Annotated in this window: 20 protein-coding genes; 5 read left to right on the forward strand and 15 right to left on the reverse strand. The window is 68.1% G+C overall.

Features of this window, described 5'->3' with window-relative positions; genetic code table 11:
- The first annotated feature begins 30 nt into the window (after nucleotides 1-30).
- Nucleotides 31-168, forward strand: coding sequence for a DUF5674 family protein (locus VEW47_09825; GenBank protein HYS05477.1), 138 nt, complete (start codon nucleotides 31-33; stop codon nucleotides 166-168).
- Nucleotides 165-518: a hypothetical protein gene (locus tag VEW47_09830; protein HYS05478.1), complete on the forward strand. Its 354-nt coding sequence runs from the start codon at nucleotides 165-167 to the stop codon at nucleotides 516-518. The genes VEW47_09825 and VEW47_09830 overlap by 4 nt, the downstream gene beginning before the upstream one ends.
- Here VEW47_09830 and VEW47_09835 read toward each other — a convergent pair whose 3' ends face one another.
- The 14 genes from VEW47_09835 to VEW47_09900 form a co-directional block, all read right to left on the reverse strand.
- Nucleotides 519-833 (reverse strand): cytochrome C oxidase subunit IV family protein, encoded by a 315-nt coding sequence (locus VEW47_09835; GenBank protein ID HYS05479.1) that lies wholly within the window; start codon nucleotides 831-833, stop codon nucleotides 519-521. It lies immediately after the preceding gene.
- Nucleotides 830-1,507 carry a cytochrome c oxidase subunit 3 family protein gene (locus VEW47_09840; GenBank protein ID HYS05480.1) on the reverse strand — a complete coding sequence of 226 codons (678 nt, stop codon included), beginning with the start codon at nucleotides 1,505-1,507 and terminating at the stop codon, nucleotides 830-832. The genes VEW47_09835 and VEW47_09840 overlap by 4 nt, the downstream gene beginning before the upstream one ends.
- A complete protein-coding gene (gene ctaD / locus VEW47_09845; protein HYS05481.1) occupies nucleotides 1,497-3,131 on the reverse strand; it encodes a cytochrome c oxidase subunit I in 1,635 nt (544 codons plus the stop codon). Before ctaD ends, VEW47_09840 begins: the two co-directional genes overlap by 11 nt.
- Nucleotides 3,131-4,084 carry a cytochrome c oxidase subunit II gene (coxB, locus tag VEW47_09850; protein HYS05482.1) on the reverse strand — a complete coding sequence of 318 codons (954 nt, stop codon included), beginning with the start codon at nucleotides 4,082-4,084 and terminating at the stop codon, nucleotides 3,131-3,133. Before coxB ends, ctaD begins: the two co-directional genes overlap by 1 nt.
- Nucleotides 4,084-4,944, reverse strand: coding sequence for an SCO family protein (locus tag VEW47_09855; protein HYS05483.1), 861 nt, complete (start codon nucleotides 4,942-4,944; stop codon nucleotides 4,084-4,086). The genes coxB and VEW47_09855 overlap by 1 nt, the downstream gene beginning before the upstream one ends.
- Nucleotides 4,941-5,396, reverse strand: a complete 456-nt coding sequence (locus tag VEW47_09860) for a hypothetical protein (protein ID HYS05484.1) — start codon at nucleotides 5,394-5,396, stop codon at nucleotides 4,941-4,943. The genes VEW47_09855 and VEW47_09860 overlap by 4 nt, the downstream gene beginning before the upstream one ends.
- Complete coding sequence (locus VEW47_09865; GenBank protein HYS05485.1) at nucleotides 5,389-6,588, reverse strand: hypothetical protein; 1,200 nt, start codon at nucleotides 6,586-6,588, stop codon at nucleotides 5,389-5,391. Before VEW47_09865 ends, VEW47_09860 begins: the two co-directional genes overlap by 8 nt.
- Complete coding sequence (locus VEW47_09870) at nucleotides 6,585-7,187, reverse strand: cytochrome c (protein ID HYS05486.1); 603 nt, start codon at nucleotides 7,185-7,187, stop codon at nucleotides 6,585-6,587. The genes VEW47_09865 and VEW47_09870 overlap by 4 nt, the downstream gene beginning before the upstream one ends.
- A complete protein-coding gene (locus VEW47_09875; GenBank protein ID HYS05487.1) occupies nucleotides 7,174-7,719 on the reverse strand; it encodes a DUF3341 domain-containing protein in 546 nt (181 codons plus the stop codon). The genes VEW47_09870 and VEW47_09875 overlap by 14 nt, the downstream gene beginning before the upstream one ends.
- Complete coding sequence (gene nrfD / locus VEW47_09880) at nucleotides 7,716-9,068, reverse strand: NrfD/PsrC family molybdoenzyme membrane anchor subunit (GenBank protein HYS05488.1); 1,353 nt, start codon at nucleotides 9,066-9,068, stop codon at nucleotides 7,716-7,718. The genes VEW47_09875 and nrfD overlap by 4 nt, the downstream gene beginning before the upstream one ends.
- Nucleotides 9,065-12,136, reverse strand: coding sequence for a TAT-variant-translocated molybdopterin oxidoreductase (locus VEW47_09885; GenBank protein HYS05489.1), 3,072 nt, complete (start codon nucleotides 12,134-12,136; stop codon nucleotides 9,065-9,067). Before VEW47_09885 ends, nrfD begins: the two co-directional genes overlap by 4 nt.
- Nucleotides 12,137-12,143: 7 nt before the next feature.
- Nucleotides 12,144-12,800 carry a cytochrome c3 family protein gene (locus tag VEW47_09890; GenBank protein HYS05490.1) on the reverse strand — a complete coding sequence of 219 codons (657 nt, stop codon included), beginning with the start codon at nucleotides 12,798-12,800 and terminating at the stop codon, nucleotides 12,144-12,146.
- 24 nt (nucleotides 12,801-12,824) lie between these two features.
- The gene (locus VEW47_09895; protein HYS05491.1) at nucleotides 12,825-13,451 is read right to left on the reverse strand and encodes a DUF1579 domain-containing protein; all 627 of its coding nucleotides are present in this window, start codon (nucleotides 13,449-13,451) and stop codon (nucleotides 12,825-12,827) included.
- Between the two features lie 110 nt (nucleotides 13,452-13,561).
- Nucleotides 13,562-14,002, reverse strand: a complete 441-nt coding sequence (locus VEW47_09900) for an OsmC family peroxiredoxin (protein ID HYS05492.1) — start codon at nucleotides 14,000-14,002, stop codon at nucleotides 13,562-13,564.
- Between the two features lie 178 nt (nucleotides 14,003-14,180).
- On the opposite strand from VEW47_09900, the gene VEW47_09905 reads away from it, so the two are divergent.
- From VEW47_09905 to VEW47_09915, 3 genes are read left to right on the forward strand one after another with little or no spacing between them, the layout of a single operon-like run.
- Nucleotides 14,181-16,310, forward strand: coding sequence for a TonB-dependent receptor (locus VEW47_09905; GenBank protein HYS05493.1), 2,130 nt, complete (start codon nucleotides 14,181-14,183; stop codon nucleotides 16,308-16,310).
- Between the two features lie 33 nt (nucleotides 16,311-16,343).
- Entirely contained in the window at nucleotides 16,344-16,475 is a 132-nt protein-coding gene (locus tag VEW47_09910; protein ID HYS05494.1) for a hypothetical protein, read from the forward strand.
- 3 nt (nucleotides 16,476-16,478) lie between these two features.
- Nucleotides 16,479-16,661, forward strand: a complete 183-nt coding sequence (locus VEW47_09915) for a DUF2238 domain-containing protein (GenBank protein HYS05495.1) — start codon at nucleotides 16,479-16,481, stop codon at nucleotides 16,659-16,661.
- Here VEW47_09915 and VEW47_09920 read toward each other — a convergent pair.
- A complete protein-coding gene (locus tag VEW47_09920) occupies nucleotides 16,658-17,902 on the reverse strand; it encodes a PP2C family protein-serine/threonine phosphatase (protein HYS05496.1) in 1,245 nt (414 codons plus the stop codon). The two genes, VEW47_09915 and VEW47_09920, sit on opposite strands and share 4 nt — an antisense overlap.
- Nucleotides 17,903-17,915: the final 13 nt, after the last annotated feature.

Consider the following 17,915-nt stretch of genomic DNA (forward strand, 5'->3'; position numbering starts at 1 on the left):
ATCAGGGCAGGGCGGTTATAAAGAACCCCCATGAGCCACGAACTGCCCGGTTCCGTCGGCGGCGAGCTTCACGCCGACGCGGAGCAGCTGCTTCTGGAACAGGGCAGCGCCCAGGCGGATCTCTGGGGCGCGAACTGCTTTCCGGGGCAGGGCGGGAAGTCGACATGATGAAGAGCCAGCATGCGGCGCTGTCGCCTCAGCGGTGGGCCAGCTTCTCGTTCGACCAGCAGGTGCTGATGATCGCGAACGAGATGAACCGGGCCTCCAAACTCCAGGGCCTTTCTGATCGAGACCGCCTGCTCACGTGCTATGAGCGGGTACTCGCGCTGGTCGACTTGACGGTGCAGGTCCAGAAGCAAGAAACGCGTCGGCGTGAGCTTCTGCGCTGGCGAGACCTCATCGCTGCGCTGTTGATTGCCGACACTCCGGAGCCGCAGGCCCACGCGGCCGCCTTCCGCTGCCTGTTGCGCTTCACCCCCGCCGCCGCGGCGCAGATTCCGTTCGTCCTGCCTTCGTGATTACCGCCCCGGGACGCCCAGCCAGCCGCGCGTGAGGTAGTCGGTCAGGCTCAGGGCGATGAGGATGACCAGCCAGAACAGGCCGGCGGTGATCACGAGCGGTGTCAGGCGCGTGCCGTAGCGCACGTGCATGAAGAACAGGACGACGAGGGTTGCCTTCAGCGTGGCGATGCCGAGCGCGACGACGTTGTTGAGCGGCCCGAGGTCGTGGAAGGCCGCGGCGGTCGTTACGGCGGTCAGCAGCATGAGGGCCACGAACACGGCAAGATAGACTCCGACCGGGACGACGTGTGCTTCGCCGGGCGCGATCTTCACGTATGCCTCCCGACGAGATACAAGAGCGGGAAGAGGAAGATCCAGACGATATCCACGAAGTGCCAGTAAAGGCCCGAGCACTCGATCGGATTGTAATAGCCTGGTCCGAAGCGGCCGCGCGCCCCCATGACGAGCATCACGGCGAGGACACCGAGCCCGATGATCATGTGCAGGGCGTGCAGGCCGGTCAGGCCGAAGTAGAGGCAGAAGAAGATCCGGACGTGCGGCTCCTCCGCGCCGGGATAATGGAAGTCAGGCCCCGGCACGAATCCCTCGACGTACTTGTGGTGGTATTCGTAGGCCTTGATTCCCAGGAAGACGCTCCCCAGGATCATCGTCAGGACCAGGAACGTCACGAGGCCGCGGCTCCGGCCGAGCTGCGCCGAGCGCACCGCCAGCGCCATGGTGAGGCTGCTGGCGATCAGCACGGCGGTGTTGGTCGTTCCGAGGACGATGTCGAGCTCGTGGCTGCCGAGGACGAAGGCGCGCGGGTAGGCGGCGCGGTACACCACGTACGCCAGGAACAGACCGCCGAAGAACATCATCTCGGTCACGAGGAAGACCCACATCCCGAGCGAGGCGGTCTCGCGCTGCTGGGCCGTCGAATCGAACTGGTGCGCCGGGGCCGTGGTCGCGTGGCGCGCCGCGGCGGCCGCGGCGGCTTCAGAGGACACCGGCCACCTCCCCCGCCTGCGGGTACTCGTACGGACCGGTCGTGACCACGGGGGTCTCCTCGAAGTTGTCGGTCGGCGGGGGCGAAGTCGTCTCCCACTCGAGGCCGACGACGCCCCACGGGTTCTCCGACGCGTGCGGGCCGTAGCGCATCGACCAGATGAAATAGATGAGCGGGATGAGATAGCCGACCCCCAGGATGGTGGCGCCCGCGGACGACATCACGTTCAGAACCTGGAACTCGGGCGGGTAGACGTGGTAGCGGCGCGGCATGCCGAGGTAGCCGAGGATAAACTGCGGGAAGAACGTCACGTTGAAGCCGATGAAGATCACCATCGCCGAGATGCGCGACCAGAACCGCGGGTACAGCTTCCCGGTGATCTTCGGCCACCAGTAGTGCAGCCCCCCGAGATATCCCATGATGGCGCCGCCGACCATGATGTAGTGGAAGTGCGCGATGATGAAATAGGTGTCGTGCACGTGCACGTCGATGCCGAGACTCGCCAGCATGACGCCGGTCAAGCCTCCCATGGTGAACAGGCCGATGAAGCCGAGGGCATACAGCATCGGCGTCTCCCACGATACCGACCCCTGGTACAGGGTCGCGGTCCAGTTGAACACCTTCACCGCCGACGGCACGGCGACCAGCATCGACAGGGCCGAGAAGACCGCCGCCGCGTAGATCGACATGCCGGCGACGAACATGTGATGCGCCCACACCAGGAAGCTCAGCACCGCGAGCCCGAGGCTGGAGTAGGCGATGAAGCGGTAGCCGAAGATCTTCTTGCGGGCGAACGCCGGGACGATCTCGCTCACGACGCCCATGGCCGGCAGGATCATGATGTACACGGCGGGGTGCGAGTAGAACCAGAACAGATGCTGGAACAGCAGCGGGTCGCCCCCCAGGGACGCGTCGAAGATGCCGATCCGGAACAGCCTCTCGGCCACGAGCAGCAGGAGCGTGACAGCCAGGACCGGCGTCCCCAGGATGATGATGAGACTCGTGGCGTACATCGCCCAGATGAACAGCGGCAGGCGGAACCAGGTCAGCCCCGGCGCCCGCATGCGGTGGATCGTCACCACGAAGTTCAGCCCGGTGAGGATCGACGAGAATCCGGCGATGAAGATGCCGAGCCCGGTGGCGATGACGTGCGTGTTGGCGTAGCGCGTGCTGTACGGCGTGTAGAAGGTCCAGCCGGTGTCGACCCCGCCGTGCAGGAGCGCCCAGATGGTGAACAGGCCGCCGAGGTTGAAGATGTACCACGACATCAGATTGAGACGCGGGAAGGCCAGGTCGCGGGCGCCGACCATGATCGGCACGAGGAAGTTTCCGAGGACGGCGGGGATCGACGGAATCAGGAAGAAGAAGATCATCATGATGCCGTGCATGGTGAACAGACGGTTGTAGGTGTCCGACTGGAACAGGTCCCCCTCGGGGGTCGCCAGCTCCATCCGGATCAGGACCGCCATCAGTCCGCCGATGGCGAAGAAGAAGGTGATGGAGATCAGGTAGAGGATCGCGATCCTCTTGTGATCGGTCGTCAGCAGCCACGACTTGATGCCGTAGCCGGAGTTCAGGTAATGGTCCTTCGGCGGGGGGCCGGTCTCGGCCGGTCGCACGGCCATCACGAGCCTCCGTGCGGTTTGAGCGTCTTGACGTAGTCGATGAGCTGCAGGAGCTCCTCCTCGCCGACCTGTCCCTGGAAGGTCGGCATGATCGGCTGGTATCCGGCCACGATCTTGGCCTGGGGGTTGAGGATCGACTCGCGGATGTACCCCTCGTCGGCGACGATGCTCCGCCCGTCCTGCAGGGCGACCTTCCTGCCGAATAGCCCGGTGAGGACCGGGGCGCGCGCCGCCGTGTCGGGGCGGTGGCAGGTGACGCAGGCCTTGGACACGAACAGCGCCGCGCCGGACTCGGCGGGCGGCCGGCCGCGCCTCTCTCCCGCCAGCCACGACTGGTAGTCGTGCGGCTCCATGACCACGACCCTGCCGGTCATTCGGGAGTGCTCGGCGCCGCAGTACTGGGCGCAGAACAGGTGGTAGGTCCCGATCCGGTCGGCCTCGAACCAGAGCGACGAATAACGTCCGGGCAGGACGTCCGTCTTGATCCTGAACTCCGGAAGGAAGAACGAATGGATGACGTCCTCGGAGGTCAGGGTCAGCCGGATCGGCCGGCCCACCGGGACGTGCAGCTCGTTGATCTCGCGGTTCCCTTCCGGGTGCTGGATCTTCCACATCCACTGCTTCCCGATAACCTGAAGTTCCGAGGCGTTGGCGGGCGGCCGCGCGATGACGAAGTAGAGACGCGCACCCCAGACGAACAGGATCGTCAGGAGCCCGAGCGGCACCAGCGACCAGGTCGCCTCCAGGATCGTCGTTGACCGGGAGTGCTCCGCCGGCGGCCTGCCGACCTCGGACGGCGAGCGCCGGCGGTACCTTATCCCCAGGTAGAAGATGAGGACCGCGATCAGGATCGAAAAGAAGGCGGCGCCCCCCAGCGCGAACAGAAACAGGTGGTCCACCTGCCTGGCGATGGCCGAGGCCCGTTCCGGGAAGAGCGGGGCGTTCTCGAACATCAGGCGCCCTTCCTTCCGCGCGCGTGCGGCCCCGGAGCGCGCGCCTTCTCGCGGCGCACCGCCACGGCGATGCAGGCGCCGAGGACCAGGAGCGTGACGATCCCACCCGTCCGGACCAGGTTGATCGCGAGTCCGCTGTACCGCCCGGTCTTCGGGTCGTAGCGGTAGCACAGCAGGAGCAGCCGATCGGCGAGCGTGCCGATCCGGTTGTCCGCCGCCTCGATGAGGCCGAGACGCAGGTCCTTCGGCGCGAACTCGACGCCGAAGAAATAGCGCGCGATCCGGCCGGTCGGCGTGAGAAGGACGATGCCGGTCGGGTGCGCGTACTGCTTCTGCTCTTCGTCCCAGGCATAGCGGAAGCCGACGGCTTTGGTGAGTCTCCTGATCGGCTCCGCGTCTCCGGTGAGGAAGCGCCAGCCGGACGCCGCACCCGCCCTGCCGTAAAGATCGAGCATCTGAATCTTCTTGACCCTGGCCTGCGCCGCCGTTTCCTTCGGGTTGAAGCTGACGGTGACGACCTCGAACTCCCTGCCGGCGTCGAACGACAGCGTCTTCAGGCTCGAGGCGATCCCCTGCAGCGACATGCCGCACAGCATCGGGCAGTCATAGTAGGCAAGCGACAGGATCACCGGCCGCCCGCCGAAGAGGTCGCCGAGCCGGACCGTCCTCCCCTCCTCGTCCCGGAGCTGGAGATCGAGCGGCACCTGCCCGCCGAGCCTCTGGTCGAACCCGACCTGGAGCGCCACCGGCAGCGGCGCGTCGGCCGGCGACTCCCCACCGCCGGGCACCCCGGGCTCAGCGGCCGCGGCGGAGATCGCGGCGAGAAGGACGAGCAGCGGCAATCCTTTCCGGCGGATCACGAGGCACCGCGGGCGCGCCGTGTCTTCTTCAGCTGCGGCGCGGGGGTCGGCTCGGGGCGCGGCGCGGGCAGCCCGCTCGCAAGCAGAAGATCGATGGCCCGGTCGATCGGGATCCGCGCCACGCCTGCCTGCCGGTCGACCCAGCCGTAGGAGGTCAGTGTCGAGGTCTCGCGCGCCCGCAGCTCGTCCATGTCCTTCACCGGAGCCGCCTGCAGTCTCGGCTCGGGCGGCGGCCTCGGCGCGTTCGCCTCGGCCAGGGGGGACGGCCGCGGGTCGCGGGCGGTCTGCCGCGTCTTCCAGTGCGCCAGGAGGATCCACAGCGCCGCGAGAAGCACGATCATGACGAGAGCCAGGCCGACCCCGAAGAGCCCGACACTCCGCACGTCGAGCTCGCGGTCGAACCCGGCGTCCGCCTGCGGCACCGCCTCCTTCCTGCCCCTCGGCTCAGTCATGCGCCAGCGCCTCCGGCAGGGACGGATCGCGCACCGGCAGGAGGGGCCGGCGCGCCAGGAGGCGCGCGAACGCGGCGATCCAGAAGCCCCCCAGCGCGGTCATCGTCGCCGCGTCGAGCCAGTGGAACGCGGGCCGCTCCGGCGAGAACGCCGGCGCAGCCAGCCAGTGGAGATCGACCCAGCGCATCAGGAGAAGCAGGACCGCCACCACCCCCAGGCGCGCGGAGTTGCGCTTCCCCTCGCGCGACAGGAGCAGGACGAACGGCAGGGCGAAGTGCAGGAGGACGAGCAGGAGCGACACGCCGCTCCAGCCGCCCAGGAGACGGCCGCGGTACCAGGTGATCTCCTCGGCCAGGTTGCCCGACCAGATGATGATGAGCTGCGAGACGGCGAAGTAGGCCCACAGGACCACGAACGTCAGCAGGAGCTTGCCGTAGTCGTGGAAATGGATCGGCCGGAGCGCCTGGGACATCCCGCCCCGCTCGCGCAGGTAGAGGGCGACCAGGATGGCGAACGACAGACCGGCGATCGCCTGCCCGCCGACGAAGTAGACGCCGTAGATCGTCGAGGACCACCGCGAGTCGAGCGACATCAGCCAGTCGATCGACGCGAACGTGGCGGTCAGGCAGTACAGGGCGAGCCCGGGCGCCGCGATCATCTGCATGCGGCGCTGCAGGCCAGCGTCGCCGGTCGCGTCCTGGCGCGCCGACAGCCGGCCGAGGATCAAGGCGAAGCCGCACCAGATCGCGAAGTAGATCGCGGCGCGCGCGACGAAGAACGGCACGTTCAGGAAGATCGCCTGGTGCTCGAGGAGGGCATTCCCCCGGACCTCGTCCGGGCGCGCCCAGCGATACAGGTCGCCGAGACCGAAGAGCAGCGGCACGAAGAACAGGGCGACGAGAGGCAGCGTCCCGGCGGCCGCCTCGAGCACGCGCCTGATCATCAGGCCCCAGGCGCCGCGCGTCAGGTGGTGCAGCATGCCGATGGCGGAGCAGCCGAGGGCGATCGACAGCCAGTACAGGAAGGCGACGAGATACGAGCGGAAGAACTGCGACGGGTCGAAGCGCGCGCCGGCCAGGCTGGCGGCCGCCCCGGCGGCGCCGATCAGAAGGGAGACGCGCCGGATCGACAGAAGCCCCGCGGGGGGCGCGTAGGCGGAGGGGGCGAGCGGCACCGCGGCGGTCCCGCTCACGGACGCACCCTCTCGATCTCCGCCCGATCGCGCGCGGGAACCTGCTGGACCGGCGCGTGCTGCGACAGCTGCAGCGCCCGGATATAGGCGGCGATCGCCCAGCGGTCGGCGGGCGGAACCTGGGCTGCGTAGCCCGACATCTGGCCGAAGCCGTTCGTGATCACGTCGAAGAAATAGCCGATCGGCTGCTCCCGCAGACGGTCGATGTGGTACGAGGGGGGCTGCTTGAAGCCGCGCTGGACGATCATCCCGCGGCCGTCGCCGACCCGTCCGTGGCAGGGGGAGCAGAAGATGTTGAAGCGCTCCTGACCGCGCAAAAGCAGCGCCCGCGTCAGCGGCACGGGGAGCGTCGCCACGAACTTTCCGTCCGGGCCGATGGCGGTATGGAAGACCCGGTCGGCCCGCAGCTCGCCGCGCGCCACCGTTCCTTCCACGGGAGGTCGCGCCCCCGACCCGTCCTCGAAGAAGTCGCTCTCCGCCAGCGGCTTCACCTTCGGCTGGTTGAACATGTCCTGGCGGCAGGCGGCCACGGCAACGCACAGAGCCAGGACGGCCCCGGCCCGGCGCGCGCGGCCGGCCCCCGCCTCAGGGCTCGACATCGAACACTCCGCTCGGACGGAGATCGGCGAGAAAGGCCCGCGTCGCCGCCTCGTCGAACTTCGGATCCTTCGACTCGATGCACAGGAAGTAGCGGTCCCGGCTCGCCAGCGCGAAGCGCGCGACGTTGAACACCGGATGGTACGGCGTCGGCAGGCCGTTCAGGGCGAGCATGCCGAAGACGGTGAAGATCCCCGCGATCAGGATGGTCACCTCGAAGGTCACCGGGATGAACGCCGGCCAGGAATTGTACGGACGGCCGCCGACGTTGAGCGGATACGTGACGGCCGAGATCCAGTATTGCAGCCCGTACCCGGCCAGGGCCCCGATGATCCCTCCGATGAGGACGAGCATCGGGACGCGCGACGGCCGGTGGCCGAGCGCCTCCGACAGCCTCTCGATCGGAAAGGGGGTGAAGGCGTCCATCCTCCGGTAGCCGGCCGAGCGCGCGGCCTCGGCGGCCGCGACCAGGTCGCCGGGCGTCGCGAACTCGGCCATCATGCCGTACAGGCGCTGCGGCTGCCTTCGGGTCATTCCTTCACCTCCTCGGCCCGCGCCTCCGGCAGGATGGCGCGCATCTCGAAGATCGAGATCATCGGCAGGAAGCGGATGAACAGGAACATGAGCGCCAGGAACAGGCCGATCGTCCCGAGAAAGGTCGAATAGTCCCAGATCGTCCCGGAGTACATGCCCCAGGACGACGGCAGGAAGTCCCGGTGCAGGCTCGTGACGATGATGACGTAGCGCTCCAGCCACATGCCGATGTTCACCACGATCGCGATGACGAACAGGAACGCGGGCGAGCGGCGCACCCTCTTGATCCACAGCACCTGCGGAGCGATGACGTTGCAGGCGATGAGAGACCAGAACTGGAAGGCGTACGGGCCGAGCATCCGGTTCACCGACATGTACATGTCGTAGCGGTTGTCGCCGTACCAGGCCATGAAGATCTCGATCAGGTAGCCATAGGTCACGATGAGACCGGTGGCGAGCATCACCTTGGCCATGTTTTGAAGATGCCTGTCGGTGATGAAGTCCTCGAGGCCGAACAGCGCCCGCAGCGGGATGGCGAGCGTCAGGACCATCGCGAAGCCGGAGAAGATCGCCCCGGCGACGAAGTACGGCGGGAAGATGGTCGAATGCCAGCCGGGGACGACCCCGACCGCGAAGTCGAAGCTGACTACGCTGTGCACCGACACGACCAGAGGCGTCGCCAGGCCGGCCAGCATCAGGTAGGCCGACTCGTAGTTGTGCCAGTGCCGCGCCGAGCCGCGCCAGCCCATCGCCAGGATCCCGTAGACGATTCGCGCGAAACGGTGCCTGGACCGATCGCGCAGCGTGGCGAGGTCGGGGATCAAACCGACGAACCAGAAGAGAAGCGAGATGGTCGCGTAGGTCGACACCGCGAAGACGTCCCACACCAGCGGGCTCCGGAACTGCGGCCAGACTCCCATGGTGCTCGGGTACGGGAGAAGCCAGTAGAGGACCCAGGGCCGGCCGAGGTGCGCCACCGGGTAGATGCCGGCGCAGGCCACGGCGAACAACGTCATCGCCTCCGCGAACCGATTGATCGAGTTCCGCCAGTCCTGCCGCAGCAGGAGAAGAATGGCGGAGATCAGCGTCCCGGCGTGGCCGATCCCGATCCACCAGACGAAGTTGGTGATGTCCCAGCCCCAGCCGACCGGGATGTTGACGCCGTAGATCCCGATGCCGCGGAGGAACAGGTGGCCGAGAGTGAAAAGGAGGAGCATCACCAGCAGGAAGGCGGCCCCGAACGCGGCGAACCACCAGCGCGGCGTGCCGCGCAGAACGACCGCGCTGATCTTGTCGGTCACCGAGGCGGAGGTGTACCCCGGAGCGATGATCGGCGGCCGGTCCTTCATCCCTTCCCCTTCTCGAGATCGGGGTTGGTGTTGACGATCTTCGCCAGGTAGGTGGTGCGCGGGCGCGTGTTGAGATGCTCCAGGAGGCCGTAGTTCGCCGGCTCGGCCTTCAGACGGCTGACGCGCGACGAGGGGTCGTTGACGTCGCCGAACACGATCGCCTGCGTCGGACAGGCCTGCTGGCAGGCGGTGGTGATCTCGCCGTCCTTGATCGGCCGGTCCTCCTTCTCGGCGGTGATGCGCGCCGAGTTGATCCGCTGCACGCAGTAGGTGCACTTCTCCATGACGCCGCGCGATCGCACCGTGACATCCGGGTTCCGTCCCAGCTTCAGGACCGGCGTCTTTTCGTCGCTGTACTGCAGGAAGTTGAAGCGGCGGACCTTGTACGGACAGTTGTTGGAGCAGTAGCGCGTCCCGACGCAGCGGTTGTAGACCATGTCGTTGAGCCCCTCGCTGCTGTGGCTGGTGGCGCCGACCGGGCAGACCACCTCGCACGGCGCCTGCTCGCACTGCATGCACATGACCGGCTGGTGGTGCGCGTCCGGGTCGTCGGGGCCCCCTTCGTAGTAGCGGTCGATGCGGAGCCACTGCATCTCGCGCCCGCGACGCACCTGGTCCTTGCCGACGACCGGGATGTTGTTCTCGGCCACGCAGGCCACCACGCAGGCGTTGCAGCCGGTGCACGAGGACAGATCGATCGCCACACCCCAGGCGTGCCCTTCGTAGTTGAACCCCGGGTAGAGGGTCGCGTCCTTCGGCGGCGGCTCCTCTTTCTTACGGGCGAACCCGGGGTCGGACCTGTACTCCGCGAGCGTTCCGACGCGGACGAGATCGCGTCCTTCCATGCTGAAGTGCTCCTGGGTGCACGCCAGCGCCTGGCGCTTCCCCGTGCTGCGGATCGACGCGGCCGGATGCGACCACATCCCCCGCGCAGTCCTCAGGACATAGGCGTTGAAGCCGGTCCCTGTCCCTACGCGGCCGCACTTCGTGCGTCCGTAACCGAAGTGCACCGTGAGCGCGCCGTCCGGGTGGCCGGGCTGCACCCAGGCGGGGGCCTCGACCGTCCTCCCCTCGACTTCGATCTCGACGATGTCGCCGCTGGCGATCCCGAGGCGCTCGGCGGCCGCGGGCGCCAGGTAGGCGGCGTTGTCCCAGGTCATCTTCGACAGAGGCTTCGGTGTCTCTTGAAGCCAGCCGTTGTTGGCGAACCGACCGTCATGGATCGTCGGATCGGGGCGGAAGATCACCTCGAGGATCCGATCTCTCGCCTCGCCCAGTCCGCCGCCAGCGGCGATGCCGGACGTCGCCGCGAGCATGATCGAATTATTGGTCTGCTCCCAGGCCTCCTCGATCGCCCCCGCCCGCAGCGCGACGTTCCTCGGCGGAAGGGCCGTTCCGGGGACGATTCCGTCGTGCAGCGCCTTGCGCCAGAACGCCTCGAAGTCCGCCGACGGCGCCCTCTTGCGCCAGCGATCGCGCAGCACCTCCCGTCCGTGCCGGGGCGGGTCGTCCAGAAAGGCCGAGAGAAGCTCGTGCGCCGATCGGCCGCCGTACAGGGGCTCGATGAGCGGCTGCATCACGGTGACCGTGCCGTCGTGGGCCCGCGCGTCGCTCCAGGTCTCGAGCGGATGAGCCTGGGGGATGTGCCAGTGGCAGTATTCCGAGGTCTCGTCCTCCTCCAGGCCGAGGTGGACGCGCAGCGGCACCTTGAGGAGAGCGTCGGTGAACCCGAGGTCGGCCGGCGCGTCGAACACCGGGTTGCCGCCGACGATCGCCAGGAGGTCGACGCGGCCGGCCCGCATGTCCTCGACGAGTCTGCTGATCGACGCCGTCTGATCGACCGGCTCGACCTCGACCGGATCGGTGTGGAGGACCGTCACGCCGGCGTTGCCGAGGCGGTGATTGAGGGCGTGCGCCAGCGCGTGGGCCGCGGGCGGCGCCGTCTCGCCGGCGACGACGAGGCCGCGCCCGGCGTTCCGCTTCAGGTCGGCGCAGGCGGCCGTCACGAAACGCTTCGAGTCGGCGGGAAGAGAAGGGGACGAACCGGCCGGGACCAGGCCCAGCTCCGCGGCGCAGGCCAGGGCGATCCCGGGCACCTGCGCCGCGCGCACCGCCAATCGGTGGTCGGCGAGAGTCCCCGTTGCCGTCGGCGTGCTCTCCACGGCGTACAGCCGGCTCATGCGCGCCTCGCCGTGGCGCACCCGGCGGTGATCGGCGAAATCGCGCGCGTAGCGCACGCTGCCGGGCATCTCGACCGCGAAGTCCGCGTCGAGCGCCAGGATCACATCGGCCCTGGAGAAATCGTAGCGGGTCTCGACCCACTCACCGAAGGCGAGACGCGCCCCGAGGCGCGCGTTGTCCCGGCCGGCCGGCTCGTACTGGTGCCAGACCGCCTTGGGGAAGCGGGCGAGCAGGGCGCGGAGCTGGTCCCCCAGCGTGGGGGAGGTGACGGTCCCGGTGAGGATTCGGATCCCGGCGCCGCCGAGCGCCTGCTGGGGGCGCAGCGCCGCCTGCATCCTCTGGACGAAGGCGTTCCAGGGACGGATTTCGCCGAGCTCCAAGAGGAGCTGCGAGCGATCGGGATCGTACAGCCCCAGGACCAGCGCCTGGGCGAACAGGTCGGTCGCTCCGAGACTCGCCGGATGATCCGGGTTCCCTTCGATCTTCGTGGGCCGCCCCTCGTGGGTCTCGACCAGGAGACCGGCGGCGTAGCCGCCGAGAGTCGCTGCCGTCGCGAAGAAACGGGGCCGGCCTGGGACGATTTCCTCCGGCTGCTTCGTGTACGGAACGATCGATTCCAGCGGCTGGCGCGTGCAGGCGGAGAGCCCCGCGAACGCGAGGGAGGCGGCGGCCAGCTGCAGGAAGCGGCGGCGGTCGAGCCCGTCCTCCCACTCCGAGGCGCCGGCCGGGAACTCGTCTTTCAAGAGATCCTGGAAGGCGGGGTCGCCCGACAGCTCCTCGAGGCTCCGCCAGAACTCGCGGCCGCGCGACGAGGCGAGCCGGGCCCGTGTGGTGGCGACATCCGGCGCCGGCCCTCGAGGCTGATCCGTACGGGTCGTCCCGCTCATCGTACCGTCACCTGTGGCAGGTGGAGCAGCTCGTCAGGTCCCGCACGCTCCTGATGCCGTACTCCTTGACCAGACGGGGACCGAGCGACGCCTGGTCCGCCGCCGCCCAATTCAGGTTGAAGACCTCGGAGCGCGGCCGCACGTGCGCCTCGGGGTGGCGGTGGCACTCCAGGCACCATTCCATCTGCAGCGGCGCCGCCTGGCGCATGAGCGGCATCTGGTCCACGCGGCCGTGGCACGACACGCACCCGATCCCCTTGGCCACGTGGATGCTGTGATCGAAGTAGGCGAAATCGGGCAGATCGTGGACGCGGGTCCATACGATCGGGCGATCGTCCCTGAGGCTCGCGCGCACCGGCTCCAGCATGTCGCTGTCGGCCCAGATCAGCTTGTGGCAGTTCATGCAGGTCGCGGTGGGCGGCATTCCAGCGAAGCTGGACGTCTCGACCGACGTGTGGCAATAACGGCAGTCCAGCCCCAGGCCGGCCACGTGGTGCTCGTGGCTGAACGGCACCGGCTGTCGCAGCACGATCCCCTGCTTGGTGGTGTACGGCGAGCGGTCGAGCGCCATGAGCACCCAGGTCAGTCCCGCCAGGACGAACACCGCGGCGTAGATCGACACCCTGGAGAGGGTGTTGGTGCTGCGGTGGAAGATCTGTGACATGCGGTCCAGCCTGTCCGGAGTTCCTTACTTGCGCCGCGTGTAGGTGACGTTCAGGCTGGGCGTCTCCTTGCCATTCGGCCCGCGCATGAACATCGTGAACTGCCGGGTGTCGTCGCTCTTCCAGGCCTCGACGCTGCGCCACTGCAGCGTTTTCCCCTTCGAGGTCATCGAACCGCGCAGTGTCAGCGTCATCCCGGCGGCGTCGTACGCCCCCTCCGAAACCATCGGGCTTGTCAGGTCGGAGTCGATCCAGGTCGAGACGTACTTCTTCTTCTCAGACTCGTAGCCGGTGATGCCGTGCCCCTCGAAGGGGGCCGAGCCGGGGTTGCTCTTGAACTCGCTCACGAGCCACAGTCCGCCGCAACACAGCCGGTTCGTCTCCACCGCCTTCGAGAGCTGTGGCGGCGTCCCCGGCGGGCCGATCGAGACCTCGACGCTGGCGTCCCAGACCCCTTCCGCGCGCGCCATCCGGCCGTGCTCGGTGGTCGGCTTCGGGATTCCGGGCGTCTGCGGCGCCTCCTGTATCGCGGCTCCATCCGGGGGGGCGGCCGGCTTCGGAGTGTCCGGAGTCGCGGCGTTGAGCCCGGCCGCGAGGAGCGCAGTCGCCGCGGTGGCGAGGAGGCCGCGGCGTGAGGGTCCACGAGGATGCATGTTCTCACCTCCCGAAAAATTTTCTGCCGTTGATCGAACGCGCCGGGCAGTCTAGCCGATTCGCCGGGCCGCCGGCACCGGCTCGTTCGCGGAGGTTTGACGGTAGGCGGTTACTTGACCTGCGCTTCGACGTCGATCTTCAGGCTGGCGCGCAGGGCGTTCGAGACGGGACAGCGACCTTCCGCCTCCTTCGCGACGTCGGTGAACTGGGCGGCGGTGAGGCCCTCGAGACCTTCCGCGACGACGTGAAGCCGGGAGGACTGGATCTTCAGGCCGGCCTCGCCGAAATCGGCCCCGACGGTGGCGGTGACGTGCAGGCGTCGCGCCTTGGCGTTCTTGCGCCCGATCGTTCCCGACAGCGCCATGGCGTAGCAGGCGGCGTGGGCCGCGGCGATCAGCTCCTCGGGGCTCGTCTTCCCGCCGGGCTTCTCGACGCGCGCGAGGAAGGTGACCGGCAGGCTGAACGCGCCGGTAGCTCCCTTCACCTCCCCCTTCCCTTCCTTGACGGTCCCTTCCCAGTCGACGTGGGCGCTTCTCTCGAACGTGGCCATGTGTGACCTCCTGAGGCGTTTCGTATGGCGAAAAGAACCTATCATAGCGGATCGCATCGCAGGTCGCATCTTGCACAGGGCGGGTGATGGTACAATCGGCCACGATCCGGCAGTGACAGTCCAAATGGCCGACCGGCGCGCGCTGAGCGCAGACGAACCCATGTGAGGGGGGGATCTCATGCGTGATCGACCGAAGAGGCTCCTGCGAGTCATTCCCGTCCTGTGCGCGATCCACTTCGCCTCCTCCGGCCTGCTGATCCTGGCCGAGGATGCGCCCTCTGCGCCTCCGCCCGGCCTGGTCGAGCATGTGCAGGTCATCACCACGCGCGTTCCCGAGAAGACCGGGACCACGCCCGCCTCGGTCACCGTCCTCACCCGCGACGAGCTGATCCGCCGGGGGGCCTACGATCTGAGGAGCGCGCTTCTGGTCCTGGCCGGCGTCGACATCTCCCCGGGCGGGGACGGAGGACCGGCCTCGTCGGTCCCCGAGTTCTGGGGCCTCCGGGAGTTCGACGCCTTTCTCGTGACGGTGGACGGGGTCCCCTGGGGGGGGGCCTTCAATCCCTCTCTCGAGACGCTCGACCTCACCAACGTGGACCGGATCGAGGTCCTGCGCGGGGCGGCGCCGGTGACGTATGGAGCGACGTCGTTCGTGGGAGTGATCAACGTCGTGCACACAGCACCGGGCGAAGGAGGGCCAAGCCTGCGCGTCTCGGGCGGCAGCTATGACAGCGGCTCGGTCGCCTACTCGACTCCCCTCCCCCCATGGGGCGGTGTGAGCTCGTCCCTCAGCGTGGACGGCGGGCACCAGGGGTTCAGGGACGACCGGATGGACTTCGCGCGGGCGCACGTGCGCTGGCAGAACAGCCTGCATGCCGGACCGGGTGTCCTGCGTTTCAACCTGGACGGTTTCTCGCAGAGACAGGACCCCGGCAGCCCGACCCCCCGCGTCGGCGCCGAGCTCACCCCGCTCGTTCCGTTCGACTCGAACCAGAATCCGATCGGCTCCTACCTGGACGAGGAGAAGTACACGATGGACGGCACCTACGAGCGCCCGGCCGGCTCCGCGACCTGGTCGAACACCCTCTCGTTCAGCCACTCGCGGCAGCGTATCTTCCGCGGCTTTCTCGTCGATGCCGTACCGCCCCCCGACAATGCCCATGGATTCCGCCAGGCGATCCCGGTCCTCGACGCCTACTTCGACAGTCATTTCGTGCTCCATCCGGCCGGCAAGGTGGAGGTCATCGCGGGGTTCGACCACTTGCACGGCCAGGGGCACGCCCGGGGCGGCGACTTCGACTACTCGGTCAACCTCGACGGCAGCTTCCCCCCCTCGGGCAGCGACCTGCCGAACCAGGCGCTCGTGAAGATCCGTGACCGCCGGGATTTCTCCGGTCTGTACAGCCAGATCGTCTGGAGGCCGGTCGATCGCATCCATGTCGAGGCGGGGGGGAGGATCAACCGTGCCGCCGAGTCGCGCAACACCGACAGTCTCGAGTTCGGCTCGACCGAAGTGGTTTCCGAGGATCGCCGGAACATCATCCGCGGCAGCGGCTTCGTGGGGCTGACCTGGACGACCTGGAAGAGCGGCAGCAGCGATCTGGACCTGTTCGCCAACTACCGCAATACCTTCAAGCCGGCGGCCATCGATTTCGGACTCGACGCCGATCCCGAGATCCTGGCACCGGAGACCGCCGAGACGTTCGAGGGGGGCGTGAAGAGCGGCCTCCTGGGCGGCCGGATGGCCATCGAGCTGAGCGCCTTCCAGATGGACTTCACGAACCTGGTGCTGTCGCAGGTCGTCGGCGGCCTTCCCGCCCTGGTGAACGGCGGCTCGCAGCGGTTCCGCGGGATCGAGATGATGACCGCGATGAAGCCGAAACCGATGCTCGAGTGGCGCGTGGTCTACAGCCTGCACGACGCGCGTTTCCGGGATTTCGTCACCGAGTTCGGCGGCGTGCCCACGCAGCTCCGCGGGAATCGCCTGGAGATGTCGGCCCGCAACATGGCCTCGACCGAGTTCATCGTCGGCAAGAGCACCGGCTGGCGCGGCAGCGCGCGGGCCAACTGGGTCGGCAGCCGCTTCCTCAACAAGCGCAACACCGCCGTGGCCCCGGACTACATCACCTGGTCCGCGGGGATCGGCTACGCGCTGCAGAACATGGAGATCCGCCTCGACGGCGTCAACATCAACAACCAGCGTCCCCCCGTCTCCGAGAGCGAGCTGGGAGACGCGCAGTACTACCTCCTCCCCGCGCGCAGCATCTTCGCGAGCATGCGCTGGACCCCCGGAGGCGAGACTCACTGAATAGAGGCGCGCTTGCGCGCCCTCCAGCGCGCGATGCGACGACCCAGCCCGTACTCGCTCTTCCTTTCCGTCACAGGCGCCGCGCTCGTCTGGTCGGCGATCCGGCCGGTTGATTACGGGGTCTGGATCTTCGAGCTGTCGCTCGGTCTCGTCGGCGTCGCCTAGATCCTGGAGTGGTGGATGGTCGTCGGGTTCTACCCGACGAAGGGCCCCGAGTGGCTCGGCATGCAGGGGGACCCCTGGGACGCGCAGGAAGACATGCTGATGGCGCTCATCGGTTCGACCGTCGCCATCCTCTCGCTGTCTTCGATCCACGAGCGCTCGATGGGGCGCGCCGCCCACCGTGTCTAGATCGGCAAGGGCGGCGGCGTCACGCGCGGCGGCGGGACGATTCCCCGCGACCCGCCCGCCCGGGTCAGGACGACGAGCGACAGGTCGTCGTGCGGGCGCTCCCGGCCGAGGAAGACGTTCACCTCGCCGATGATGAGGCGCACGCACTCCTCGGCCGTCAGCCCGCGCAGACGCGGCAGCATCGCCTGCAGGCGATCGGCCCCGAACTCCTCGTCCTGCGAGTTGCGCGCCTCGGTCAGGCCGTCGGAGTAGATGACCAGCAGATCCCCGGGCTCGAGCGTCAGCTCCCCTTCCGTGTAGGCGGTCCCGGCCATCATTCCGAGAGGTATGGCGGACGCCGGCAGGCTCTGCGTCGTCTTCTCCCGCAGGACGAACGGCGGATTATGCCCCGCGTTGAGGTAGCGCAGCCGCCCGCTCGCCGCCCGCAGCTCGAGGTAGAACAGGGTCACGAAACGGTTGTCGATGCCGTCCTTGTGCACGACCTCGTTCATCTGCCCGCCCAGCTCGCTGAGCGAAGGACAGCCGGGGACGAGCGCCCGCAGCGTCGCCTGCAGCTTCGCCGTCAGGAGCGCGGCCCCCAGCCCCTTTCCCGCGACGTCCCCCAGGACGACGCCGAGACGCTCGTCCGGCAGAACGATGTAGTCGACCAGGTCGGCCCCGACGTCGTTGGCCGGCTGCATGAACGACCAGAGCGACCAGCCCTCGGGCTGCGGGTGCCGGGCGGGCAGGAGCGCGAGCTGCACCTGGCGCGCGATCTCGATCTCGTCGCGGGCCAGGAGCTTGTCCTTCATCTCGAGCATCAGCACGAGGAAGACGAACAGGTAGGCCCAGACTCTGAGATTGGTCGAAAGGGTGGCGTCGCCCAGCGGGACGCGCACCCGTCCGAGGATGCACATGATGATCGACGCGAACAGAGCCAGCCTCCGGCCGGGCGTCAGCTTGGCGAGGAGGCTCTTCAGAGTCCAGCCGACCAGCTTGATGGTACGGCGAACCCGGCCCATCGCCTCGAGCTGGGCGCGCCGCTCCTCGTCGAGGTAGAAGCGGTAGAGCTGTCTCAGGTCCTGGCGGAAGTTCGCCGGCAGCTCCGACGGTCGCAGGTCCTTGAACAGGAGATCCCTGAACCCCGGCGTGCGGATGCCACCGTCGCGGCCATTCCCCTTCGCCTTGCGCTCCCTGCGCAGCCGCTTCTTCTGCCGGGCGGCCTCCTTCTTCGATCGGGGAGCCGTCCCCTTGTCGCTCATGGCGCGATCCTAA

This window comes from Candidatus Dormiibacterota bacterium, assembly GCA_035635555.1.
GTDB lineage: Bacteria > Acidobacteriota > Polarisedimenticolia > Gp22-AA2 > Gp22-AA2 > Gp22-AA3.

Excerpts from the sequence above, each read along its gene's own strand:
- VEW47_09825 (HYS05477.1), top strand. The coding sequence starts at position 31 with ATGAGCCACGAACTGCCCGGTTCCGTCGGCGGCGAGCTTCACGCCGAC.
- VEW47_09830 (HYS05478.1), top strand. The coding sequence starts at position 165 with ATGATGAAGAGCCAGCATGCGGCGCTGTCGCCTCAGCGGTGGGCCAGC.
- ctaD (HYS05481.1), bottom strand. The coding sequence starts at position 3,131 with ATGGCCGTGCGACCGGCCGAGACCGGCCCCCCGCCGAAGGACCATTAC.
- coxB (HYS05482.1), bottom strand. The coding sequence starts at position 4,084 with ATGTTCGAGAACGCCCCGCTCTTCCCGGAACGGGCCTCGGCCATCGCC.
- VEW47_09860 (HYS05484.1), bottom strand. The coding sequence starts at position 5,396 with ATGACTGAGCCGAGGGGCAGGAAGGAGGCGGTGCCGCAGGCGGACGCC.
- VEW47_09870 (HYS05486.1), bottom strand. The coding sequence starts at position 7,187 with ATGTCGAGCCCTGAGGCGGGGGCCGGCCGCGCGCGCCGGGCCGGGGCC.
- VEW47_09875 (HYS05487.1), bottom strand. The coding sequence starts at position 7,719 with ATGACCCGAAGGCAGCCGCAGCGCCTGTACGGCATGATGGCCGAGTTC.
- nrfD (HYS05488.1), bottom strand. The coding sequence starts at position 9,068 with ATGAAGGACCGGCCGCCGATCATCGCTCCGGGGTACACCTCCGCCTCG.
- VEW47_09885 (HYS05489.1), bottom strand. The coding sequence starts at position 12,136 with ATGAGCGGGACGACCCGTACGGATCAGCCTCGAGGGCCGGCGCCGGAT.
- VEW47_09890 (HYS05490.1), bottom strand. The coding sequence starts at position 12,800 with ATGTCACAGATCTTCCACCGCAGCACCAACACCCTCTCCAGGGTGTCG.
- VEW47_09895 (HYS05491.1), bottom strand. The coding sequence starts at position 13,451 with ATGCATCCTCGTGGACCCTCACGCCGCGGCCTCCTCGCCACCGCGGCG.
- VEW47_09900 (HYS05492.1), bottom strand. The coding sequence starts at position 14,002 with ATGGCCACGTTCGAGAGAAGCGCCCACGTCGACTGGGAAGGGACCGTC.
- VEW47_09905 (HYS05493.1), top strand. The coding sequence starts at position 14,181 with ATGCGTGATCGACCGAAGAGGCTCCTGCGAGTCATTCCCGTCCTGTGC.
- VEW47_09910 (HYS05494.1), top strand. The coding sequence starts at position 16,344 with ATGCGACGACCCAGCCCGTACTCGCTCTTCCTTTCCGTCACAGGCGCC.
- VEW47_09920 (HYS05496.1), bottom strand. The coding sequence starts at position 17,902 with ATGAGCGACAAGGGGACGGCTCCCCGATCGAAGAAGGAGGCCGCCCGG.